General features: G+C 32.0%; 22 protein-coding genes. 3 read left to right on the plus strand and 19 right to left on the minus strand.

All coding sequences use genetic code 11. The features are described 5' to 3' along the window. The first annotated feature begins 264 nt into the window (after positions 1 to 264). Positions 265 to 2,421 carry a tetratricopeptide repeat-containing sensor histidine kinase gene (locus DMB68_RS07525; protein WP_231131605.1) on the plus strand — a complete coding sequence of 719 codons (2,157 nt, stop codon included), beginning with the start codon at positions 265 to 267 and terminating at the stop codon, positions 2,419 to 2,421. Positions 2,422 to 2,435: 14 nt separating this feature from the next. Further along, positions 2,436 to 3,077, plus strand: a complete 642-nt coding sequence (locus DMB68_RS07530; RefSeq protein ID WP_110345992.1) for a response regulator — start codon at positions 2,436 to 2,438, stop codon at positions 3,075 to 3,077. 34 nt (positions 3,078 to 3,111) lie between these two features. Here DMB68_RS07530 and DMB68_RS07535 read toward each other — a convergent pair whose 3' ends face one another. The 11 genes from DMB68_RS07535 to DMB68_RS07585 form a co-directional block, all read right to left on the minus strand. After that, positions 3,112 to 3,666 (minus strand): hypothetical protein, encoded by a 555-nt coding sequence (locus DMB68_RS07535; RefSeq protein ID WP_110345993.1) that lies wholly within the window; start codon positions 3,664 to 3,666, stop codon positions 3,112 to 3,114. A 6-nt stretch (positions 3,667 to 3,672) separates the two neighbouring features. Further along, positions 3,673 to 4,218, minus strand: a complete 546-nt coding sequence (locus tag DMB68_RS07540; RefSeq protein WP_110345994.1) for an imm11 family protein — start codon at positions 4,216 to 4,218, stop codon at positions 3,673 to 3,675. Between the two features lie 209 nt (positions 4,219 to 4,427). Then, complete coding sequence (locus DMB68_RS07545) at positions 4,428 to 5,090, minus strand: hypothetical protein (RefSeq protein WP_110345995.1); 663 nt, start codon at positions 5,088 to 5,090, stop codon at positions 4,428 to 4,430. Then, the gene (locus tag DMB68_RS07550) at positions 5,091 to 5,483 is read right to left on the minus strand and encodes a hypothetical protein (RefSeq protein ID WP_110345996.1); all 393 of its coding nucleotides are present in this window, start codon (positions 5,481 to 5,483) and stop codon (positions 5,091 to 5,093) included. A gap of 126 nt (positions 5,484 to 5,609) precedes the next feature. After that, complete coding sequence (locus DMB68_RS07555; RefSeq protein ID WP_110345997.1) at positions 5,610 to 6,407, minus strand: hypothetical protein; 798 nt, start codon at positions 6,405 to 6,407, stop codon at positions 5,610 to 5,612. Positions 6,408 to 6,426: 19 nt separating this feature from the next. After that, positions 6,427 to 7,455, minus strand: a complete 1,029-nt coding sequence (locus tag DMB68_RS07560; protein ID WP_110345998.1) for an ankyrin repeat domain-containing protein — start codon at positions 7,453 to 7,455, stop codon at positions 6,427 to 6,429. A gap of 6 nt (positions 7,456 to 7,461) precedes the next feature. After that, positions 7,462 to 8,253: a hypothetical protein gene (locus DMB68_RS07565; RefSeq protein ID WP_110345999.1), complete on the minus strand. Its 792-nt coding sequence runs from the start codon at positions 8,251 to 8,253 to the stop codon at positions 7,462 to 7,464. A gap of 17 nt (positions 8,254 to 8,270) precedes the next feature. After that, a complete protein-coding gene (locus tag DMB68_RS07570; RefSeq protein WP_110346000.1) occupies positions 8,271 to 9,155 on the minus strand; it encodes a hypothetical protein in 885 nt (294 codons plus the stop codon). A 21-nt stretch (positions 9,156 to 9,176) separates the two neighbouring features. Next, positions 9,177 to 9,569 carry a hypothetical protein gene (locus tag DMB68_RS07575; RefSeq protein ID WP_110346001.1) on the minus strand — a complete coding sequence of 131 codons (393 nt, stop codon included), beginning with the start codon at positions 9,567 to 9,569 and terminating at the stop codon, positions 9,177 to 9,179. Next, the gene (locus DMB68_RS07580) at positions 9,562 to 10,242 is read right to left on the minus strand and encodes a DUF1266 domain-containing protein (RefSeq protein ID WP_165830108.1); all 681 of its coding nucleotides are present in this window, start codon (positions 10,240 to 10,242) and stop codon (positions 9,562 to 9,564) included. The genes DMB68_RS07575 and DMB68_RS07580 overlap by 8 nt, the downstream gene beginning before the upstream one ends. Positions 10,243 to 10,248: 6 nt before the next feature. Continuing rightward, the gene (locus DMB68_RS07585) at positions 10,249 to 12,816 is read right to left on the minus strand and encodes a tetratricopeptide repeat protein (protein ID WP_124019401.1); all 2,568 of its coding nucleotides are present in this window, start codon (positions 12,814 to 12,816) and stop codon (positions 10,249 to 10,251) included. A gap of 278 nt (positions 12,817 to 13,094) precedes the next feature. Here DMB68_RS07585 and DMB68_RS07590 point away from each other — a divergent pair, with 278 nt between their 5' ends. Then, positions 13,095 to 13,463: a hypothetical protein gene (locus DMB68_RS07590; RefSeq protein ID WP_110346004.1), complete on the plus strand. Its 369-nt coding sequence runs from the start codon at positions 13,095 to 13,097 to the stop codon at positions 13,461 to 13,463. Positions 13,464 to 13,519: 56 nt separating this feature from the next. Here the strand turns inward: DMB68_RS07590 and DMB68_RS07595 are convergent, their stop codons facing one another. From DMB68_RS07595 to DMB68_RS07630, 8 genes are all read right to left on the minus strand, one after another. Beyond that, positions 13,520 to 14,161 carry an ankyrin repeat domain-containing protein gene (locus tag DMB68_RS07595; protein ID WP_165830109.1) on the minus strand — a complete coding sequence of 214 codons (642 nt, stop codon included), beginning with the start codon at positions 14,159 to 14,161 and terminating at the stop codon, positions 13,520 to 13,522. 153 nt (positions 14,162 to 14,314) lie between these two features. Then, on the minus strand, positions 14,315 to 15,490 hold the full coding sequence (locus DMB68_RS07600) for a hypothetical protein (RefSeq protein WP_110346006.1): 1,176 nt from the start codon (positions 15,488 to 15,490) through the stop codon (positions 14,315 to 14,317). Between the two features lie 2 nt (positions 15,491 to 15,492). After that, positions 15,493 to 17,412, minus strand: a complete 1,920-nt coding sequence (locus tag DMB68_RS07605) for a hypothetical protein (protein ID WP_110346007.1) — start codon at positions 17,410 to 17,412, stop codon at positions 15,493 to 15,495. Between the two features lie 53 nt (positions 17,413 to 17,465). Next, positions 17,466 to 18,695, minus strand: coding sequence for a leucine-rich repeat domain-containing protein (locus tag DMB68_RS07610; protein ID WP_196783691.1), 1,230 nt, complete (start codon positions 18,693 to 18,695; stop codon positions 17,466 to 17,468). A 26-nt stretch (positions 18,696 to 18,721) separates the two neighbouring features. Next, positions 18,722 to 19,783, minus strand: a complete 1,062-nt coding sequence (locus DMB68_RS07615; protein WP_110346008.1) for a PQQ-binding-like beta-propeller repeat protein — start codon at positions 19,781 to 19,783, stop codon at positions 18,722 to 18,724. 79 nt (positions 19,784 to 19,862) lie between these two features. Continuing rightward, on the minus strand, positions 19,863 to 20,843 hold the full coding sequence (locus tag DMB68_RS07620) for a hypothetical protein (protein WP_110346009.1): 981 nt from the start codon (positions 20,841 to 20,843) through the stop codon (positions 19,863 to 19,865). A gap of 17 nt (positions 20,844 to 20,860) precedes the next feature. Then, entirely contained in the window at positions 20,861 to 21,823 is a 963-nt protein-coding gene (locus DMB68_RS07625) for a hypothetical protein (RefSeq protein ID WP_110346010.1), read from the minus strand. A gap of 70 nt (positions 21,824 to 21,893) precedes the next feature. Further along, the gene (locus DMB68_RS07630; RefSeq protein ID WP_231131606.1) at positions 21,894 to 23,807 is read right to left on the minus strand and encodes a tetratricopeptide repeat protein; all 1,914 of its coding nucleotides are present in this window, start codon (positions 23,805 to 23,807) and stop codon (positions 21,894 to 21,896) included. Positions 23,808 to 23,855: the final 48 nt, after the last annotated feature.

Genomic DNA, 23,855 nt, shown 5'->3' on the forward strand with positions numbered 1-23,855 from the left:
TTATATAATTTATTTCGAAAATAGCATAATTTTAATTTTTTGTTCAAAATATTAAAACTTAATTATTAATAATTTTATTTAACTAATTTGTCATTTTTTTTTACATAAAAAGAACATTTTAAATCTATTTAATGCTAAATTTAAATGCTCAAAAAAAACAAAAACAAAACAGCAACAAACAGATTTACAATACAATAAGTTTTATTATCGTAATTTATCCGCATGACAGCTAATTTTAAATGTCTTTTTATCTTTCTTTTTTTTATGCTAACAATTTCTTTGTTCGCACAGATTGATGGAAATAATAAAAAAACATTCTCAGCTGTAAAAAAATCACCCGAAGCTGAAGAGAAAAAAGTGGTTACATCTTATTATAATTTATTTAATAAGGGTGAGGAAAAAAAAGCACTAAAAAATGCAAAAGCATTTTTAAAAAAAGCGAGATACCCTTCTAATAAAGCCAGTCTTAACTTATTACAAGCTTACTATTATAATAAAAGAGCACTTTTAGATTCATCTATCTACTATACAGATCAAGCCTTAAAATACAATACGAAAATAGCTAATGACTCTTTAAAAAACAGACTTCTTTCTTTAGGGCATAATCTAATGGGGCTGAACTACAAAAAGAAAGGATTATTTGAGGCAAGCAAAAAGTGGCATTTAAAAGGCCTGGTAACTTCTCAAAAACATAAAGAAACCAATTTATATTATACACATTTACATGGATTAGCTGGTATTTATAAGTCTTTAGGAGATAATACCAATGCTTTGAAATCATATAAAGAGTGTTTAGAATATAAAAAAGATGATGAAATACGCTTAGGAAGTTATATCAATCTGGGTGATATTTATTCAGATTCAAAGGATTATGAAAAAGGCAATTACTATTATAATCTGGGCAAACAACTGAGTGAAAAAACAAATAATCAACAGGCCAGAGCTGTAATTGCACTTAGTATTGGAACAAATTATCAATTACAACAAAAAATAACTGATGCCTTAAAAATGTATGAGGAAGTTGTTACCATTGCGGATAAAAACGAATTAAACCAGATTGCTCTAATTGCACGCGGTAATATTGGGGATGCTTATATCGACTTAAAGAACTACAAGGATGCTAAATTGATTTTTTCTGATGCCCTGCAAAAAGCTATTGATTTTGGTTATTTAGACAATCAGGTTTATTTTTATGATGAATTAAAGAAAATTGCAGTTTTACAGGAAGATTATAAAAGTGCTTTTGAACATCTGACAAAATCTGCCAAAGTAAAAGATTCTGTAAATAAAATACAGAAAATAAAAGAAATTAATGAATTGGAGATCAAATATAAAACAGCACAGAAAGAAAAAGAAATTAGATTTCTGCAATTTGATAACACAACCAAGAAATTAGAACTTGAAAAACAACAAGAAGCTATTGAGAATATGAATCTTCAGGAAGAAATTTCTCAAAAGATAACTGAAAATACTATCTTATTTTTTCAGAATTCATCACAAAAAAAACTAAGCGAAATATCTTTGCTGAAAAAGGATCAACAACTAAAATTATTGCAAATAGAGCAGGAAAAAGAAACCAAACTGCTGACCATTTTTGGTTTTCTGATTGTTTTAATTCCTATAATCGGACTATTGCTTCAATATTACAAACGACTTAAAACACAGCGATTGTTAAATATCCAACAGGCTGAAATAAGTACCCAGAATATAAATAATCTTTTAAAAGATCAGGAGTTAAAATTAATCAAAGCATCAATCAGCGGACAGGATAAGGAAAGGCAGCGTATTTCTCAGGAGTTACATGACAGTATTGGTGGAAATCTGGCAGCAATAAAACTTCAATTGAATCATTTGGTAATTTCCAATTCTCCAAAGATTAAAAATCTTACTGCTCTGTTAGATGAAACTTATCAGCAGGTTAGAAATTTATCCCATACCTTGATTCCGAAGAAATTTACACATCACAAATTTTGTGAAGTTTTAGAGTCCTATTTTAATAATATTGGCGAAGCGAGTACTATTAAAACCGATTTTAATGTATATCCAAAAAAAGAAATTGATGCTTTAAATGAAGAACTCCAAATTGAAATTTTTAAAATAATCCAGGAACTTCTAACCAATACAATAAAACATGCAAAAGCCTCAAAAATGGATTTGCAACTTAACCTTGTTGAAAATGTCCTTAATGTTTTATTTGAAGATAATGGCATTGGTTTTAATCCTGAAAATTACAAACCCGGAATTGGTTTTATTAATTTAGAAAACCGAATAGCGAAACTAAATGGCACTTTTGTAATGGATTCTAAGCTAAAAAGAGGCACGATTGCCAATATTGAAATTCCAGTTTTATCCAATGTTGAAAATGAAATAACAAAGGGAATTAACGTTAAAAGACAACTTGATAATCTAACCAAACTATAACCTCAAATTAATAAATGGAAAAATTAAAACTTATTATTGCAGATGACCATACCATGTTTCTACAAGGAATTGTTTCTCTTATTGAACATGAATCCGGGATAAAAATAATTGGCAAGGCAGTAAACGGTATTGAAGTTTTGAATATTTTAAAAATTCAAAGTGCAGACATGGTAATTCTGGATATTAGTATGCCTGAAATGGATGGAATTGAATTAAGCAAAATATTAAAAAAAGAATATCCCTTTATAAAAATTATAATTGTTAGCACACACAGTAATGCAAAAATAATTTCAAGATTAATCAGGATTGGAGTAAACGGTTATTTGCTTAAAAATGCAGAAAAAGCAGAATTGCTGGAAGCAATCTATAGTGTTGCAATTGGTAAAAATTATTTTTCTGAAGAAGTAGAAGAACAATATCAAAACAACAGCCTGAAGATTGAAAAGCAAATATCCAACATAACTGAATTAAGCTCACGCGAAAAAGAAATTCTGATTTTGATAGCTCAAGAATACAACACAGCCGAAATAGCAGAAAAAACTTTTATCAGTTTTAATACAGTTAATACGCATCGCCGTAATTTATTATCAAAACTAAATGCTAAAAATACAGCCGGGCTGGTAAAATATGCTGTTGAAAATGGACTGGTTGATTAATTTTTCTATTCATTAAAAACTTTATTAGGCCAACTTATACTCCTTCATAATTCCCGGTTGGCTGTAATAAAAGTCCTGACCAGGATTCTTTTTGGAGTACATCGGCAATATTTTTAGAAATAACTATAAATCCCGCACCATATAGTGTACGAAAAAAAGATAAATTCCCTGTTTTTTGCTCATCTATCACAATAGTTCCCGTAAAATAGGGTTTTCCAAAACGAAAGCGATACTGCGAACCTTCTAGTTTTATAGCATCAATACAACCAATAACATTTATTGCAGAATAACCCAACACGTCTTCACCTGTCACATTGTTATGCAATAAAACCAGATAAGTATCCATATTGTCAATACCAAGATTGACTAAAAAAGCGATTAAGCAATTTGACATGACAGGTACAGTTGAATCAAAAAAGTCGGGTAAATTGTTGCCATTTTTAGAGTCAATCATTAAGGTTTGAGGTTTCAGTGACACCGAAAACTTGTGACCGTCAATCCAGCTTAGTGCTCCCGTATCTGCAGTATGTCCAACAAGCTGTACCCTATTTTGATGCTCAAAAAAATTTTGTCTTAGGAAGTAAAACATAATGTGTTATAAACTAATGTAGTCTTTTAGCCTTGTGATAGATATTCCCTGCAGTCCGGCCTCTTCAATGCCTTCTTTTATATAGGTGTCAATTATTATTAATCGGGGACTTTCATATAAACGAAATAATTGTCCATCTGCGAGATCTGAATCAATAACAGGATTTTTTATCATGCGCCTTCCTGAAGGGTTGATTTCAATGCCACTTTTAAGACATTTTATCAATCCAGATATTATACCCAGATAATAATGAGCCACAACTTCTCCTGATTCTTCATCGAAAAGCTCTACTGGGAAGTAATTGATATTATCGATTCCTAAATCATCAAGTTTATTTTTTAATCTTTTCGAAAACAGAGGAATGTCGGCAGTCATCATGTCCGGATAGACTACTTCTGATTCATCCTGAATGGTTACAGGCAAACGAATAGGAAGATCGAATGAATACTCTTTTCCCATAACCACTTCAATCATATCTATTTGCTCTGGTAATTCTCCAATATAGGGTATATCCGGATTTCCAGCTACTTCATCAAGTATGTAATATTCCATTTTTTACGAATTATAATCTATGGTTACATTATTTATTAATTTCCAATATTGAGTTCTCTGATCTATTGGGACATTGAGCGTTATGCAAAAAATGGATGCACAAAACTTCATATATCACCATAATTAATGGTTGTAATTATGATACCATTAGAATTGAAAAAAGGTTATTCCGAAAATATCCAGAATAACCCATTTAAATTAAAAAATAATTATAAAACGCTCTCAATTTCTTTTTTGATTCTTTCTTTTTCCTTATGTGGAAATTTATAACCCGAACTTATTGCGATATTGAGCTCTTTATTTTGTAAAACCATCGAATCAGCTTCTGCAATTGAAATTTTAATGGTTTCTATATTTTCAACTACTGCTTTTTTCCCTAATTCATCTTCAGTCAGCGATTCAAAAATTGATGGCAAGAATTTAATTGTTTCCAAAACAAGCCTTCTGTTTTCTTCCGGATAATTGTCTGTATCTAAAACCAGACTCATTTTAGACGAAATACTTTTTTCCAGATCTTCTTCAACTTTTTTGGCACTACGCTTTAATTCCAAAACACTAACTGTAGCACTAGGTTCAAGCACCCTCAGTGTCTCATTAGCATCCATAAAAGTTATTGCTGCCACCTGAGAACCCGGAACCAATGTAATTTCAGATTTTGGATTTGAATCAGGAATTCCTATTACCATCAATAGTTTTTCCTGTCTGGTTCTGTCATAGCCTATGATACAACCGCGAATAACATTTCCGGTATGCAATACCAGTTCAAGTTTAGGCAAACTGTAAACGTCTTCAGCCTTATCAGCAAAATCAGTAAGTTTGATAAACCAGCCAGAAAATTCAATGAAAAGATTCTTTTTATAAGACTCAATCATTTACAGTAACTTTTCTACGTAATCTGCAATTTGCGAATCGGTTTGTGAGCTAAAAGAAGCCTGAACCAACTGATGCGTCAAATACAAAGTATTGTCTTTTAGTTCCATTGCCACCTCATCATTATTTTCTGTGTTGGTCAAATGAATAGTTGAAAGTTTTTCTTTTAAAGCTTCTTTCCCCATATCATCAGCACATATTTTTTTTACAAATGATTCCAAATCATCAAAAACAATATCTAATCTTTCAAGCGGATACTGATTAAAAGCTGTAAAAGTATTCCAGTCAACATCGACTTTGATATCATATCCTGCCTTATCTTTTAATTTTGCTTCAAAAGCTGGAATTTTTTCAACTTTAATTGATTCTGCTAAACGTTTTTCTGCTAATCCCATGAGTTATTATTTTAGTTAATTATAAATTTTATACTGCAAATCTAATCCTGAGTTTTTTACCAACAGTCACTATAAATAATGATTTTACATTTTGAAAAAGCTCTTCAAATTATTCTAATCGAATGATTAATTTCTTTTGGTTTTTATCATTTTAGAAGAAACATTATTAATTTTAACTGTAGTGGTATCAAAAGCAACACTATAAGCCTTTTGATTATAAATCTCTTTTATTTCAAGTCTTACACTGTTTAATTTTGTTACTTCAAGTTCAACTTCTTCATCTTTATCTATAATCCATTGAGGGCTTTTTATCTGGGTAATTATTATTTTGGTTTCATCATTATCCTTCCATTTCCATTTACCAAATTCTGCAAAACTTCCTGAATTTTGCGACAAAATTTTAAAGTTCGTAAAACAGGTTCCTGCCTTAGAAAAATTTATTAAACTAATAGTATCGTTAATGGGCATTTGTCTTGTAAATTTCCAGGTATGACTGCATAATAAATCTGTTTTAGGAGTGCTCACAAAATCTTCAGCCTTAGTAACATTTAACTCATATGTATAGGTGTTTGATCCTTTATACATTATTGAAAATTTAATATGATTTGGATCACTATCATCGAATTTTACAGTTCCAAAATCAGAGAGTAAAAAAATATCTGTATCTAAAATTTCATAAGTTCCGGTGACAAAAATTTCTTCCGGTTCATTTATTTTTGATGTTGCCGAAGCTTTATTTTTTGTGATGATATAATTTCCATTACTATCAAATTCAATTGACTTAAATTCATCAGAATTCTCAGCAATCCATTTATTTTCAATACTTTTTTCTTCTGTATCTTTTATTCCGCCATCTTCTTTCGAGCAGGAAACTAAGCTTGTTATTATTAAAAAAGCAGCGGTAATTTGTTTTAATTTGTTCATTTTTGAGATTTACAATGGTTTAATTTAAAATAGTCGTATCTAAAATCGCTTTTAATTTGTTGATTATATTTTTATTATCAGTTCCATCTAAAACAGAACTTATTTCATGGCATTTTTTAACATCGAAATAATCTAACAAATAGTCAATAAATGCTGAATTCTCAGTATACACAGCATAATGAAAAGCCGTTTTTTTGTGTTTGTCTGTATGATAGAGATTAGCGTTATTTTCAATCAAATATTTTGCTATATCAAAATTAGACTGGATAATATGATGCATTAATGGTGTCTGTTCTCTTGGAAAAATGATTTCATTCAAATCTTTTATAATTCCTTTTTCGACTAAAAACTGAAACATTTCTGGTGTGTTTACCCAGATACTTGCACGTACTTCTGTCGAAAGGACAGCCCCATTTTCCAGCAATAATTCTACTAAATCATAAAAATTATGTCTAATGGCTTCCAATATTGGACTTTCTTCATGATTAAGACCGTTTACATCAATTCCATGATGAATTAGCAGTTTTGCTATTGCTATCTCGGGTTGTGTTTCATACAATGTACTTTTGTCACGAATTCTATAAGCTTCGCAAGAAAATATTAAATACGATTTTGCATAAGGCTCAAATTCGTTCAAATTGATATTATACTTCAATAATAAAGTTACCAAATCAATATTATTTTTCTCAATTGCTGACTTTAACGAATAATCAAGTCCCTGATCAGCTCCATTTTCCAGCATAAACTGAACTAAAGCAAAATCATTATTAAAAACTGCTTTCTCTATAGGATAAAAAATATCTGATTTCTGATTAAAGTCAACCCCAAATGTCAAAAGCATTTTTACAACTTCCAATCGGTTTTTATCCTCCCAGGATGAAACCACTCTGTACAAAACAGTTTCATTTGGATAATCCTTCTGGCAGAAATTAGGATCTGCGCCTTCTGATAAAAGTATTTTTATTTTTTCTAAATCATTAGTATCATACTTGCCTTGGTCAGCCAATTCAAAAAGCTCAAGAGTAGCATTTTTATTTATTTTTTTCATTCTAATTTAAATGTTTTTATTTCGAAAATCCTCGCTATTCAATTGATATTGCTTAACAAAATGATTGTCTATATACAATTCGACTACATTATATGGCTTAAGTACTATTTTCATTGGCAAAACAATTTTCTGGTGAAGCCAAAAAACAAACCCTATTCTTACGCCTTTTTTTTCTTTTAATAAATTATAGTCAAACGGAAATTCCTTTGTAAACGATTGACCGGCTTTTGCAGAATAATTTCTGAAAATGATTTTGTCTGCAAATCTTACGATATGCGGATATGGTTCTTCTTTAAAATCAGGCCGTATATCAGTAGTATAACCATTTGAAGGATTTTGAAAAGAAATTTGTTCTACAACTGAAGTACCTCCTGTTTCATCTACCAGCTCTATTTTACAACTACTAAATTGCGCATGATAAAAAGTGGCATCAGCAATATAAACGTAAACATACCTGAGAATAGCAAACATAAGAATCAAAGCCAGTGGAATGAGATAAGCCTTTTTGGGTACACGGTTTTGTGTTAGATGGCAAACCAAAGCTAAACCACAAAGCAACGATGCAAAAATTACAAACATTGGCGTGATATATTCAGAACTATCGGGACCGTTACTGCCTCCGTTGGGCGTTGCATGCTTCAGTGATACATACAGAAATCCAATAAAAAAAGCTATTAAACCAGTAACTCCCAATGCAACCGACCAATGTGTAAATCGTACCAAAAACCACTGTACACCAGCAATAATAACGGTTAAAACGATTAGCATACCTATCAATTCCTTAGCATCATTATTCATATTTTAATTTTTTGTGTTTAATTATTATTCTCCCAGTCATACTTTTTTTCCTGATATTCGTCTATCAAATCATGAGAATAGGTTTCATACAGGTTTAACAGCAAATCGTTATTAGCTTCAATATTTTGAAAATCTTTATAAAAAGTACCTAAAACCCAAACCAAGTGACCCGCTAATTCTTGCTTATGCAGCTGTAAAAATGTTTCTTTTGACTCTTTTTCATCACTTAACAACAAAAGCAATATACAAGCTGCAAAATAAAAATTGGGTCCAATATTTTGATGAAACTTATTTGCTGAGAACAATAAAACTGCTTTTTTAGCTCTTTCTACAAGCAATTTATTTTCAAGAAAAACAATGAATTTTCCAGCGTTCTTTCGCATATTGAAAAGATCCCTGTAAGAATGCGATTTCCATATAAAATCTCTAATTTCAGAATAGTCTTTATAACTGGTTTTATAGATATAATCCTGATCATTACTATTTAAAACTTCAAATAATAAATAAACCATCAGCTTATCCATCTGGCAAACAAGATATTTTGATTCTTCAAATTCATCCAATAATAATGTCAGTGCTTTTTGAAGATAGGGATAATTGATTCCATCTATTTTGTAAAAATTGCCATGACGGAGTGTATGATAGAGTGTTTTTACAATTTCATTCTCCTCAAAACCTTTCATTTTGGTTTTAAGTATTTTAGCTATTTCATAATGTGCCATACAATAAAACCTTCCCTGAAAAACATATTCTTTCGCCAGATCCTCACTTTCTATAAAATGTCTGATAGTTTCTTTTTTATCAGCAAACACTTTACTAAAATCCATTTTGTCATAAATTTTCTTTTGCTGCAGCAAAACGTTCTCTGATTGTTGTTCAAAATCAATATTTGATGTGGACATATATTCTAAATTTAATTCCCTCTAAAATCTTTGTATCAATACAGTTACACCTTTAATTATTACAGAACCTAATATTGCAACAGGCAAAAAATAGACCGGTAAAACCATCACCATAGCCCCATCTCCGGAATAAGGCAGACCAAAATTTTCACAGATATAAATTGTCAAATGCCAGTAGATAAAGAAACATACAGATGATAAAAACCAATGTAAAACGAAATACCAATAGTGCTCTGAAAAAAATGAAAGCATAAAATTTATTATCAGACATACAGCAAACAAATAGATTCCGGATTTGATTATAACAGTTTCTGAAAGTCTGGAAATCAATACTATTACTGTCAACAAAATACATACAAACAGTAATTGACAGTAAACATTATCTGCAAATAACATTTCTTTCCAATTATTCATAGTCGTTCCAGTCAATGTTTAGCCATGGTGAATTTTTATTAGTAAGCAAAAAAGTTATATTGTTTTTAGTTTCTCTCATGGTGACTTCATTGTAATTTGCCCTCTTCCAGTATTGTGCCCCAACTAAATAAGACAATCCAAAACTTTCCCATGAATCAAAAGATTTTTTAATGAGATTTCCGTTTTCTTTCAATAGATTCCAACTTTCCTCTTCTGTAATAAATCCGTTGTAAAAAGCATGCCTGATAACCCACGAACAACGCCCGTAATGCCAGGCAGAGTCGCTGTTATTTAAATCGTATTGGTAATTCCGGGCCATGTCAGTCAGGTTTCTTAATTCCAGCATATCATTTCCAAAATACCGTGTTTTATCGAATTCTGATTCGCTTAAAAATTCCCAGCTGCTTTGTACCGGAGCAAAAGTTTGTTTGGTGTGCAAATATTTTATTGTATCACTCAAATCGGCAAGATCTTTTGTTTCCCAATCGCGTAACAGGCATTGTTTACTTTCTTTTAGTAACACATCAGTCCCATAAATATGGTGTGGCAGCAAGGTGTCATGAAATTCCTTATTCAATTGCGTAAGCATAGCCGAATTAGCTATGAGCCATAATTGCGATTTGCTTAAATTTGTTGGGTTTTCGAATTTCTGATAGGTTGTAATTGTGCTCATCATACATTATTTTAAATTTCCGGAGAGTTTCGCAGTGTTTATAAAATCCTGCGAGTTAGCTACTAATTCTTTCCATTCTTCAGGAAATATCCATCCAAATTCAATACACATTTGGTGATACTTCAAGGCTTCATCCTGATTTCCTTCTTCAGAATAAAAATTAGCAAAATGATGTGTAAGCCAGACATGACCGCCCTGCGGGATTTTAATAAAATCCAGATAAATATTTCCAAAAGCCATCAAATAGGGTTTCATATTGTTTTCGAGACAGGCCTGAAAATTTACAAGCAGATTATTTGCCAGCCAATCTATTGGCGGATCACTCATTTGCTGATAACATTTAATACAGCTTAATGCCCATTGCATTTTTTTCTCATCATTACCCTGTACACTGTATGCATAAGAAATATAAAAACAGGACAAACGTACAGAAGGATCGTCCTGATGCTTTTGAAGTACTTCAAGCGTAGGCGTTTCAAGTAACTGAATAAGCCTTTCGTATTGTTGTAATGCATGCAAACATTCCGGTAATAATTGAAACTTACATTTTTCCAAAAGTGGCCAGTTGTACTCTTTTACATTTTCTAAAATGCATTGCAGATACGTTACTCCTTTTTCGTAATTTCCAATTTTATAACACAAATTAGCCGCCCAGTACATCGATCTTGATCCATTATCATTTATCCAGAAAGTATCGGGCTTTGGATATTCATCGTATAATTCGAGCATATCGTTGACATAAGCGAGATTATGATATTTACCTTCAATTTTATCCATATGATAAGACAAACTCGTTGTAAAATAAAAGAAATATTTAGGATCAAATTCGTTGTTACGGCAAATGCTCAACAGCCATTTTGCACCGTTATGGGCGTTTCTGTACTGCTGTAATGCGTACGTACAATCACAGTATATTTCATTGGCAATTACATTGTATTTATTATAGAACAAATAGATATTAACGTATTCCAGAGCTTCGGAATGTATCCCGAGCATTGATGTCACCCTTGCCAGATTATAATAATTACTGATTTTTTCAGGGTTTATTTCTTTAGCCTTTAGCAAATAATCATACGCTTTTTCATGATTACTTTCGGCAAAATAAAACATTCCCATGTGGTAATTGGCCATCGAATCATTAGGGTTTTCCCTGTAATAGTCAAAAATAAAATCTTTTTCGGACTGAATGTCTGAGAAATAGAGCAGATCATGCAGATAATGTTCTTTTATTTTCCGAATTATTTCTTTGTCTTTAGTTAGTGATAATGCTTCAATCAGTTTTTCTTTGTTTTTTTCGCCTGTTACTAAAAACGTTTCCACATCCTTTGAATAAAGCAATAATGCTCTTATGTCGCCATCTTCTTTTGGTGCTTCATCTGCAAAAACAGTAACCTCATCAAACATTCCTTTTTCGATCAGTGTACTAATAATGCTAACGTAATACTGTTTGTCATTATCTTTTGGATCATGTTTGCTGATACAGAAATCAATATATTTTCGGCTTGCAATCGCTGCAGACGTAACATATTGCATATTTAACGGATTGATCTTTTTCAGGTTTTCAAAGATAATAAGCGCTGCTCTGGGAATTTCTAATTGAAGATAGCACTTTCCTAACAGAAACAGGCACTTAGCATGATCCGGGATTATTTTTAAAGTCTCAATTATTTTGTCCTTAAACTGTTCCGGTTCATAAAAATGGAAAAGAAATTTTGCCCTTATATAAAGCAAATGTTCATCATCCGGAAATGCCGTTAATGCATTATGAAGCGTATTTTGAAGAAGGTCAATGATATTATCTACTTTTTCTATAAAAACAGCTTTATATAAAATATTAAGTTCCCTCTGCCAAATTAAAAGCGGTTTTATATCAGCAGGTATTCCGTCTGACAGTGCATTGAAAGCCTGAGGTAATAAATTATTACGATAATAATTGGAAGAATTCATTAATCGGTTATAAATATCATCCAGTTGTGAAGAAGAAAACTGTCCGGTATTGATGATATCGGCATGTAAGTCAAGTTCTAAATTCCCTGCTGCCAATAAATGATGTACAAAACCATATTGCTGCCAGAACGCTGCATTTTGTTCGTTTTTTACTTTAGGAAAGAATTTTCCAAAAGGTAAAGCATCAGCAATTAAAAGCAATACATCAGATTTCAGGAAGGGTTTTGCGTTTAAAAAATCAGCAACGGGTTGTAAATAATTTTCAAGTTTTTTACCGTCAAATTTATTTAACGATTCTAGTACCGATTTCCACAATAATTTATTAAAACGTGTGGTCGGATTATCGTACAATATCTCAAAATACCTGATTAATTCTTCGGGAGTATCATACCCTTCTTCTGTATTGAAATCTTTGATTACTTCCCGGTATTCGTCAGTAATTACAGTGTCATCTAAAGTAACTTCACTACCTGCATTTTTGATAAGTCTTTTTGAACAATGTATGTAATTGAAAATTTTTTCAATGTCAATTTCAAAATCTAAATCAGAGATTTTTTTAATTAAGGCATTCTTTATTTCTGTTTTGTCCGAAAGTGTATTCACTCCTAATAATTGCTGGTCTGTCATTGTTAATTTTATTTTACCCTTTTGAAAAATTTTCAATAGCTGAATGCAAAAAGGAATCTGTTGTATTTTGATTTTTATAAAATGAAATCACCGCAAAACACAATGATTTAAACAATCCCGACAAATATAAATTATGGTTGCTTTTTTGCAGTCACTATTTATAATGATATTCGGCTTCTATCAGAAACAAAATCGCTAATTAGCATTTGAAATATTTTATTTTTTAATTTCTTTGGTCAGACAAATTTTGAATTACAATAAATTAGAAATAAAAACAGATGAGTTGGGATGTAGTACTATTTAATTCGGCACAAAAAATAAGCTCAATAGAAGAAGCCGATGAGAGCATGTTTATAGAAACTGATTTTTGCGAAGTTTTAGATACCTGTTTCGCAGCTGGAGATAGGGATTTCAGCACGGTAAACAAAGAATACTCAATAGAGTATTACAAAGACGATGAACGGGTTAGCAACAAAATGGTTAGCCTGTATGGTGAAAATGCTTTGTACGAATTAGTAATTGTGGCTAAAAAGCATGGCTGGCAGATTTTTGACACTTCACTTAATGCAATGATTGATCTGGAGTATCCGGCCAATAACGGATATGAAAATTTTCAGCATTACCTGAAGAAAATTAATGATTTATAATTAAAAATAGTTTTAGCCTAATGTACAATTCGTTGAAAAAGCAATATAATTTAAAATTATATATTTGACAATTCTTTCTTTAGATAAGCTTTTATATCTGCAGCCTGATTTTCATTATCATCATCTACAAGTTTTTTTATTGTATTACATCTATGAACATCGTAATAGTTGTTTACAAGATAGGTAACAAACTCCAGATCGGACCAAATGGATGCAATATGAAAAGCCGTTTCGTTATTATTATTTACTGCATATAGATCACTGGAATTGAGCAAAAAAGTTATGTATTCCAAATCGTCTGTCTGAACAATAGTCCGAATTAAGACTGTAGACCCATCGGTCCATCGTTGATTGATATCAATTCCATTTTTGATCAATAATTCTGCCATCGGAATTGTATGGGCGTTAAAAAGTAAATACGGATGCTCGGATAGTTTAATCCCATGCTGGACCAACAACTGAAAAAGCTCAATAAAACCATGTGAAACGACAGTATCTATTGTATTAATAAATGAGCTGCCTCGTCCATTAGGATGTGCACCATGTTTTAGCAACAGTTTTGCTATTTCCAATCCAGCCAAAGGATCTTTTTGTTTATGCAATCTATTCGTTTCACAGCAGTCACAAAGATAGGAATCCATAACTGAATTGATTGCAGTGATACCGTGATTATTGACGTCAAAGCCTTCATCAATCATTTTTTTTACTGTGACTATATCATTGTCCCAAATGGCCTTTTTAAATGTAAAACTCATTTTTTAATATGTTAATTTATAAATGTATGACAATACAGGGTTCTTGTTATTTCGGATAATTCAACTGATGATTGATTTAAAATAAAACCCGCGATGTCAATACTTATTATTAATTTTATATTGAAGCATATTTTGATAAAAATCATTTTCGTTGCAGCGTTCAAAATCACGTGCCATTACCAAAAAATTTTCCGTTTTGGTAAATGATTTTGAAAAATCGAAATGCATCAATCGCTTGCAAACTCTTAAATAAGTATCAAATACCTGTTTTTCCCATATCCCGCATGCTTCTTCATCCTGCCATGGAATATTTTCTCCATACGAAGTTGTAATCAAATAATTGGGCTGAATATCAATTGGATAAAAATCAATATTAATTGAATTGGGGTAGTCATTCTCAGAGAAATACTGCATGTCGGGTGCATTGTAGAGTTCATATAATTCCTTATCCTCAAAATTGCCTTCTATTTCTGAAGTTATTCCAAAAGCAATTGTTGGCGGAAAAGGTCCCTGCATGGTGTATTCAAACAATATACAATAAACAGGCTCTTCTATTTTTACTTTTTCAAGAATCTGATCTGCTATGTTTTCTACCAAAAACGTTTCTAATTGTGCCAAAACTTCTTCAATATTTTTAGTCGAAACTGTGGCATCAAACAAAATACGAACCCTTCCATCTGAAGCTGTTTCTGTAATCATTTCCAAATTTCTTTTAGTATCAAAAGTCAATTCTCCTATACAATGATGATTGTGTTCAGGCCATTCCAGTTTATAATTTTTAATGATTCCGTTTTCGCAAGTATAGGATTTAAGTGAAATACCATATTCTGTACATTCTATAAACTGGTCGGGCATTCCGTTTTTTAAATAGAGATAACTCAGATTGGTCGCTTTTACAGTTTCCTTATTTTGGTATACTGAAAAGCTTTTATGGTACTCATCTGTGTATTCATAAAGAGTGCTATAAAAAACACCGCCGCCGTAGTGCTCTCTTTTAAGATAAGTCTTTCTGCTTTCAAAATTGATTTTGTATTCGTACAGATCATCCGTTTCCGGATCAAAATCATCTTCAGATTCAATTGTCAGTTTTGCATCCGGTCCTAATACTTCATTAGCAAGCTGTGCAAAATAAGGCTGAATATCGTAAAGATTATATTTTGACTGAATCGTAATTAGACTTTCATCTGCCAATACATCAATCTCTTTTTCTATAAATGTATCAGCAATGCGATCAAATTCTTCCTGTATTTTGGCGTATAATGTATTGTACATACTTATTCTGTATCAAATGATAGTCTGTTCCTAATTTCATCCTTGCGTCCTTCCCAATAAACAGTTAACGCTTCATTCGACATTTTATTTAGTTTTTCCCAGCTTAATTCAGGATTATAGTAATAATTTTTTTCTACCTCTTCCATAAACAGAATAGTGTCCTGCAAAAAGTCTTTTATCTGATTGTATTCTGAATTTTTAAATTGTTCGAAAAGATCGTAAAAAGTAGCTTTAGCGCACAGTTCGTGCAAAATCAAACTTTTGGTTGCCTGCAGGATAGCTTCAGTCTCATTAGACTCCAATAATGCTATGCATGTTAACAATCCATAAGGATAACTGTAAAAACCTTTTGATTCGATTTCAATTTCTTCGGCAACACCTTTAAGTTCGCTCAAAGCAGGCTTTTTTATATTACCATTGTAGGTGTAACAATATTCTAAAAATTCTGCATACCGAAGATTTAAGGACGCATTGGATTTTACCTTTTCTAAATTATTTTCAAACATTAATCTTGCTTCAGTAATAGCAGAATCTGCTAATTCCTGCTGATTATTTTGAAGATGTATTCTTGCTATTTCCCTAAGAATACTGACAATGTAAAATATTTCCAGAAAGCTGTCTTCGTAAGTGTTTAATATATGCTCGTACAAAGAAATTGTCTTTTCTAAAAAATCAACCCGATTCGCTTTAGCGCCTGTTTTACTGAAAAATTCTGCACATTCGTATAAACTTGTTCGGGAAAGTTCTTCCGGAATATAAGCCAATGCTTTTTCTGCCCATTGAAAAGCCAAAGTTTCCGGAAAAACGTTTTCAACCTTTTTCCAGTTCAGAAATTCTTCTAAATTTTGATAGGCCAGCGCAATCTGATACGCTATTACCGCCCCTCTGTCTTTTTCGAATTTTTGAATTTTAGTATTTACTATTTTCTGTTCCTTTTCCTGTTCTCCGCTTATTTTTTTATCCTCGTTAAAAGGGAAATAAATCAGCTCTAAAAGCGAAGACCAAGAAGCATTTTCAGGATCATAATCTATTGCTTTTTTGATTTCCAGAACAGCATTTTGCCAGTACAATAAAGCATTTGCCGGTTCTGTTTCAATCATCCACTGATAGGCTAAAGAAACCAATCGATGAATGTTCAGTTTTTCAGCAGGTTGAGAAATCAAATAGTTTTTAAAGGCTTCGACTGTCTTTTTTAATAATTCAAAAGCAGTTTCCGGTTTATTTTTACAGGCCATTTCCAGCATCATATGAAATGCATAACTGCGATGTTCCCACTTCTTCTGTTCCCTTAAGATTTCTATCTTTTCAACTATTGGAAGCAAGCAGGCAATACCGGCTTCAGTAAGCTTTCCGCTGGCGTGATCGTAGTACATTGTCCAGAATAAATTGTCATATCCGTTTATGGCGAGATCTTTTTTTTCTAATTTTGATGTACTGTCATTTTTCGTTTGTTCAAATAATTTATCCAAACCACTGATATCATAATCGGCAACATATTTTTTTATTTCTTCATGGAAAACTGAAATCATATAAGGCTCTTCCAAAATAGAATTATTCACAAACGTATATTTCAGGTACTGCATATAATTTTGCTCAGAAGCCACCTGAAAATAGGCTTCATCAATGAAATAATATTTAAAATAGAGATGATCCGGATCATCCATCATCTGAACACGAAAAAAAGCTATTCTTTCCTGCAACTCTTCAAGAGTAGCAAACTCGAAATATAATGCCGAATCATGTTGCATTACTGTGTGCTCAATTATAACGAATGGAAAAGTTTTAATATGTATTTCATAACAGGTTGCATACTCTTGTGTAACTTCCGGCAAAGTTTGCAAATACTCTAAAGCCTGCTCTTTGAGTGGACAAATTGCAGCAATCCACGATTCAGTCTCTTTTGTGATTTGTATAGCGTACATATTATATTTTAATATTTAATGAAATTCGGAACATCATTCATTTATAAAAACAACTATTTTTTCTTTTTATTTTTATGCTTGTCCTTAATCGGATTTAATATTTCCCATTGTAATTTGAGAGGCAGCTTATTAAATTGTTTTTCCGTCATATCTGAAGGAATATCAGCTGATGGATTGGTATTTATTGTTGGACGAACCACGAATACACCGCCTCCAATACGATTACTACCCCCATTTTGAGCCGATTCCATAAATACCAGTGAATTTTTAGTCTCATATTGTTTGGGCACTTGAAAAGTGCGAAGACCTAAATTGTAAGCCGGAACAAAACTTATTTTTGCTACTTCTAAAATTTTAATTCTGAAAGTTTCTCCTTTTGCCCTGAAACGTACATAAGTTGTCCCAACAGATTCACCCAGTACATAAATTGGTATACAGCCATATCTTGCAACGCCCTGCAATCCCTCAGAGTATTCTTTTTTATAGTTCACAATAGCAAACTCACGATTGAAGCGAGTTCTCCAATGTACAAACGGATTGATGTTAGTGGTTTCCAGTCTGATAATTTCGATTTCCGGCTCAGATTGTGGGAAAGTCTCTTTATTTGAAATATCCGGCAGATAATAATCCCCAAAATCATTAACCGTCCTGTCTTCGTGAAAGCGGCGAATCATCCGACTATCCCTGACACCTGAAAGCAGAATTTCGACCTTTCCTCCTTTTTTAAAAATTATGCCTGCTTCATGAATCTGATCTCCCAAAACCCGAAGATTAATATATTCTATGTATTCTGATGAAGTGTACAATTGTATAAAAAGTTTTTCAAAATCCCTCCTGCCTAAACTCAGATCTGAATTATGTATTTGATGGTACGGGATTTCCTCATTTTTTCCACTTTCCAGCAAAGGAATGTATCCAGAAGGTCCATAAAAACAGCCGCTGCGATGAGAAAAACTTAAAGGTATTTCGAATGTAATTATACTTTTTCCTTTTTCATCCAACAAAACATGTGTTTTTCCAGCTGACTTATCTGATGTTTCATGCACCCGAAAAGGTCCTGATTTATCGAGATCCGAATAAACCAAATATTGTTTTAAAGCCGGAATGTAGAAATAACGCGGATAATAGATACGCCCGCGAAGAACAGGTGCTAATTCATATTTTTTAGAGGTACTTAAAATCGTATTCCGAAATAAGTATTTGTACTTTGGTAAATTTCGGCTTCTAACAAAAAGAAAAATTCCTGATAATAAAACGGCAGTTAAAATATAGGTGTTTGGCATTCAAAATATGTTTGATTGTTTTTAAACTATGATTCACCATAAGCGGTTAACTCTTTCTCACTCATTGATCCGGCAACAAAAATTTTGGAATTATCAATTCCGCAAGCCAGGCCTGATCTTACATCAGACACTTTATGAAATAATTCCTGACCCGAATTTGCATCTAATGCGTAAATTCCGTCACCCATCGTAGCAAAATAGATTTTGTCCTGTGCAATAACCGGTCTGCCAATGTCTGCTTTCGTTTTAAAATTCCATTGCCATGACCACGGATTTGTAGTTAAATTAAGTCCAAGTATGTAATTGGCAACTGTTATAATCAAAATACCATTATTGTAATTTAGACTTCCATTAGTAATGCGAATGGTAAGATCTGCTATTTTTGATTTCACTACCGCTCCGGTAACTAAATTTACTTCACATAATTCGGCATTGGTATTCAGATAAAATAAATATCCCTCGGCACAAATAAGATTTGACCAGAGATCGGGTGTTTTAATTTTCCACACCAATTCTTTTTTCTGACTATCTATACATTGCAATTCTTCTTTACCGGAAGCCTCTTGTGTTACAGCATAGATTTTTCCGGAAGCGATAACCATATTTGTATTTCCGGATTTTTTTTTCAAACCAAATGTCCATTGTTTTTTTCCGGTAAGAACCGAAATACAATGTATAGTTTTACCTGCTGTTAAATAAAGCAAATCATCCTGAACGATGGGTGTTCTTTTGACAGGTGCTGTTGATGGTCCTGTTTTGTATTTCCAGATTTCCTGACCGGAATTTTTATTTAAAGCATAGACATGATTATCGATATAATTCCCTCCAAAAATCAGCAGATCATTATAAAAAACCGGAGATGTGGTACGTCCCGGAGTTTTAAATTCCCAAATCGTATTGCCTGTATCGGGGTCGATTGCATAAAAAGTATGATCTTCACTGCAATATAAAACACCTTCGTAAACAACAGGGTCTGATTGAGCTTCGAAATTTCTTTTCCATAACTCTTTTAATCTTTTTTCAGGTCCCTGAATATCTAAGATATAATTTCCATTTGCAAGGTCAAATTGTTTTTGTGTAGATTCCATTTTTTTAAGCCTATAAATATTTATTATGTTGTCACTAAATTATTATCAGTCTGGAGCATGTTTTATAATTAAGGCTTCCTTAAGTGAAAGGATAGAATCTTGGCGGTGCTCCTGCCGTGCGGTTCATTACTTCCATTATAAAACTATCATCTTTAGGAAGTGCTTTAAAAGCATCCAGTTCTATACATTTTTCAGCAGTCAGGCATGCAATCTCTGCAATTTTATTAGATACACAATAACGTACGCTAACTAAACCATCATCGTCTAAGTCTTGCGGACGTTCTGAAGAAAACCATTTATACAAATCAAATGTCCCAGGCCATCGGTATACAATGTCATCCTTTCCGCCCATTGCTACATCTTTAAAAAAATTAGATGACCATGCTAAAATGACTTTTTTAAGAGGTTTGGTTTTTTCATGGGATAACCAGATTAAAAACTCAGTAAATACAGGTAATAGTTCATCTGAACATTTCTGAATATCTATATCTTGCAGATGATCCATAAATTTTCGCTCAGGTGTATTTGGCTCCGTATAACAGGTTGTTGCGAAACGTAATCTTTTAAGCCTAATATTACCATGATCAATTTCGTATCGCTCCCCTTTATATGTGTATACCTGTTCACATTCCCATCCTGCGTGTTCACCTACACTGAAAACAATTTCTGCTGCACGGGGTAGTTTTAAAAACTCAGGGCTTTTACAAGCTTCAGACAATACTTTTTGATAACAAACAGCTAAAAACTGTGTCACGAGTTCACTATTTTTCTTATACAGTTTCATAAGTCCTAAATCGTCGAGACAAGGGCTTGCCGCTTCACTTTCCATACATTGTCCTTTTTCGTTTATCAGCATAGTGTATACATAACCTAATTCATCAATTTCTACTCCCACTTTTGCAATTGGAACTAAAACCGGAATATGCTCCATCCAATGATTAAAATTATCTGGCAATTCTTCTTTTATTTTAAAAGCAACCTCATCAATTGCTAAGAGGGCTTTATCTTTACCGGTATAATTTTTTAGTTCTGCTGTAAATATTGATTCTAATTCACTCATATCTTTTTGTTTATATTTTAATATATCATTCCAAATTTCATTTTTTTCTCTTCCTCATTAATCTCTCCTTCTTTATTTTCAGGGCTGTCTATTAGTATTATATCTTTGTAAAAAAATTTGAAGCCTCCGTTTAAATAAAGATGCAGATACAACGGTTTTGTCTCCCTGCCCCTAAATACTTTAAATTTATCTATCGAACATTTTTGCTGCTCTTCAATAAATTTCTTAAAAGGAAAAGGAATTTCTATTTCATAATATTTATTTTCGACATAAGAAAACCATGATAATAAAACCGTATCTGCATTAAAAGGAATCTGAACCATCTCCCTAAATCCTTCTTTATTGATATAATAATGCCTTGATTTTGTTTTTACTGCCATAAATTCTTTTTGAGAATATGATCTTATGTTATTCGTTATTTTTATATCAGAAGACTTTCTGTTTGCTGTATTTACAAACTGAATATTATTAATCGCTAAAAACAGATTCAGATCATAATTGACAGCCAGAACTATATTTATGAATTCAAGATCCTGGTACTTTTTTACAAAATAATATTGCCCTAGTTTTAAAGTATAATACAACAATGGCAAGCCAAACAAAATCCCTAGCCAGGAATAAAAGTGAAAAATGTTGAATTCATTTTTTTTTTGGTACAAAACCAATAAGTAAAACCCAAAATCGGCTATTAATAAAACAATGAATATGATTATAAAAGAACAAAACCAGGAAAGACTGGGTCTAAATCCTAAATCATTATTATTAAAAATTGGCAGATAGCTTTTTAAGCCTTTGTGAAAATAATTTGCGCTTAAAGAAAGAAAAACATTAAAAATTATTGCACTTTGAGTCCCGAAAAAATATAATATTGGATAAGAAATATAAGATGCTATTACCAATGGCAAAACAATATTAGCCAGCAATTCCTCAAAATTACAATAGACAGGTTTTACTTTTTTGTATAATTTGTATCTTTTCATAGGAGATATTCATAGTAAGCCAAATTTATTGCTATTGAATTTCTCAAACATCACTATTTGTAGTGATTTTCTATAAATAACGTAGTCCTTTACTTTCTAAAATAGCGTTTAGTGTTTGTGATACGTGACCTAATTTTTTCGACTTTTCCGCAGCTTCAAGTGCTTTTTTAGGCTGATTTAGTTTGCAGTATATTTCGGCAAGATTGCAGACATACATTCCGTCTTTTGGATTACTCAGAATAGCCTTTTCAAAGCAGGAAAGAGATTCATCATAACATGATTGCAAATCGTAAAGACATCCGTAATTATTATACATATGTGCCAAAGCAGCCGGTTCATGCTGTGTTTTAGTAATAAAATAATCTTTTTTGGCATAACATGCTTCAAACCCTTCTTTATACCACAAAAGCCTCACCTCCAAAAAATAAGCAAAACCAAACCTCGAATCTATTGCTTTAATTGTATCGCATTTTTCCTGAGCCAGATCGTATTGTTTGGTGGCAACTAAATCCCATGCTTCCTTATACAGGCTACGTTTTTGTTCATCTTCATTTATATCCAGAAGATGATCTTCCATACTTTGTTTACGTTCTTTATCTATTTCAATTTTCCAATCTGTAAAATCTACTAACTTACCATTTCCAGTAATAGTGAACTTTAAATCTACGCTCGATGAATTCTCAAAAGCAAGGTCAAACAACACTTGAGTTTCCTGATTCTCATCAGTCAGTTTTTGAATGTTCCGATAAAGTTTTTGTGTATCAATACGTAAAATCAGCCATCGATACAAATAATCACCTCTGTAAATAATTTCAAGTTTTTTAGGCAAGGCACTCATTATCGGTATTTCCAGAGCGCTAAATTCGCTTTTGTATTCACTAAACGAAACATCAAACACTTCCAGATAATTATTACCCTTAAGTCCGGAAATACTCATACCCCAAGGAATCAATTTGTTCTTTATTAGAAAACGCTCCTCTATTCCACCAGACGATTTAATCTTGTCAATTAAATTCGAAAATGCTTTCGGGTCACTATAATATTCATGTGAGTACCGATGAAATTCTATTTTTTTATTTCGTTCTTCTTCAGAAATAGCGGTCGGAATACTTTCCGGAAGATCGATTAAAACCATATCATCATTAAAAAGTCGAATTCCTCCATTGGTATGAATATGCAAATTTAGCGGCTTGGATTTTTTACCTCTTAAAACTGCCGAAACATCGGTAGGATATTTTTCCTGTTCAATAACCAGTTTTTCAAAAGGAAAAGGTACTTCGATATCATAATACTTATCTTCTATAATTGAATACCAGGACATAAAAAGCATATCTGCTTCAAAAGGCATATTTATCCGGCTGTAGAAAATATCTTCTTCTAAATAATGATTCCTGGAATTATCACTCTCCATTTTTTCCAATTCTTTGTCCGAATAAAAACATAGCGGTTTTTCTAATTTTATATCCGACATGGTACGATTTGACGAATTCACAAACTGAATACTATCAATAACTGTTAGCAATTCCCTGTCATGATGTACTGTTAGAGACACTTTTAGATAGGTTACTGCATTCGTTGTTTCTTTAAAATAGAATCGGCTATATTGAAAAATGTAATATAAAACAGGAACTCCTAAAGTAACTGCTAACCATATATAAAAATAAAGTTTATTAAAAACGCCTGTTTTTTGATAATTGACCAAAGCATAAACACCGTAATCAACAAATAAAAAGAAACCGGATGTAAGGGCAACACGAATTAAAAAATCTAAAGTTATATTTGTAGATGACTTGCCATAATAATAGAAATAAAAATTTCCAATAAATGAAATAATTATATTAAAAAGAACCGCAACGACAATACCAAAAAAGTATAACAATCCATAGCTAATAAGAGAAGCCATAACGATTACTGCTATCGGAAATGCGAATTCTGAACTAATATAAACTTCTTCTGTTTTTTTATAAAAACTGTAATTTTTCATGATTTATGTATTTCGAAAAAAATATAAAAGTGATCGGTTTTCTGTGAT

Origin of the sequence: Flavobacterium hydrophilum (assembly GCF_003202405.1) — a bacterium.
Taxonomy (GTDB): Bacteria; Bacteroidota; Bacteroidia; order Flavobacteriales; family Flavobacteriaceae; genus Flavobacterium; species Flavobacterium hydrophilum.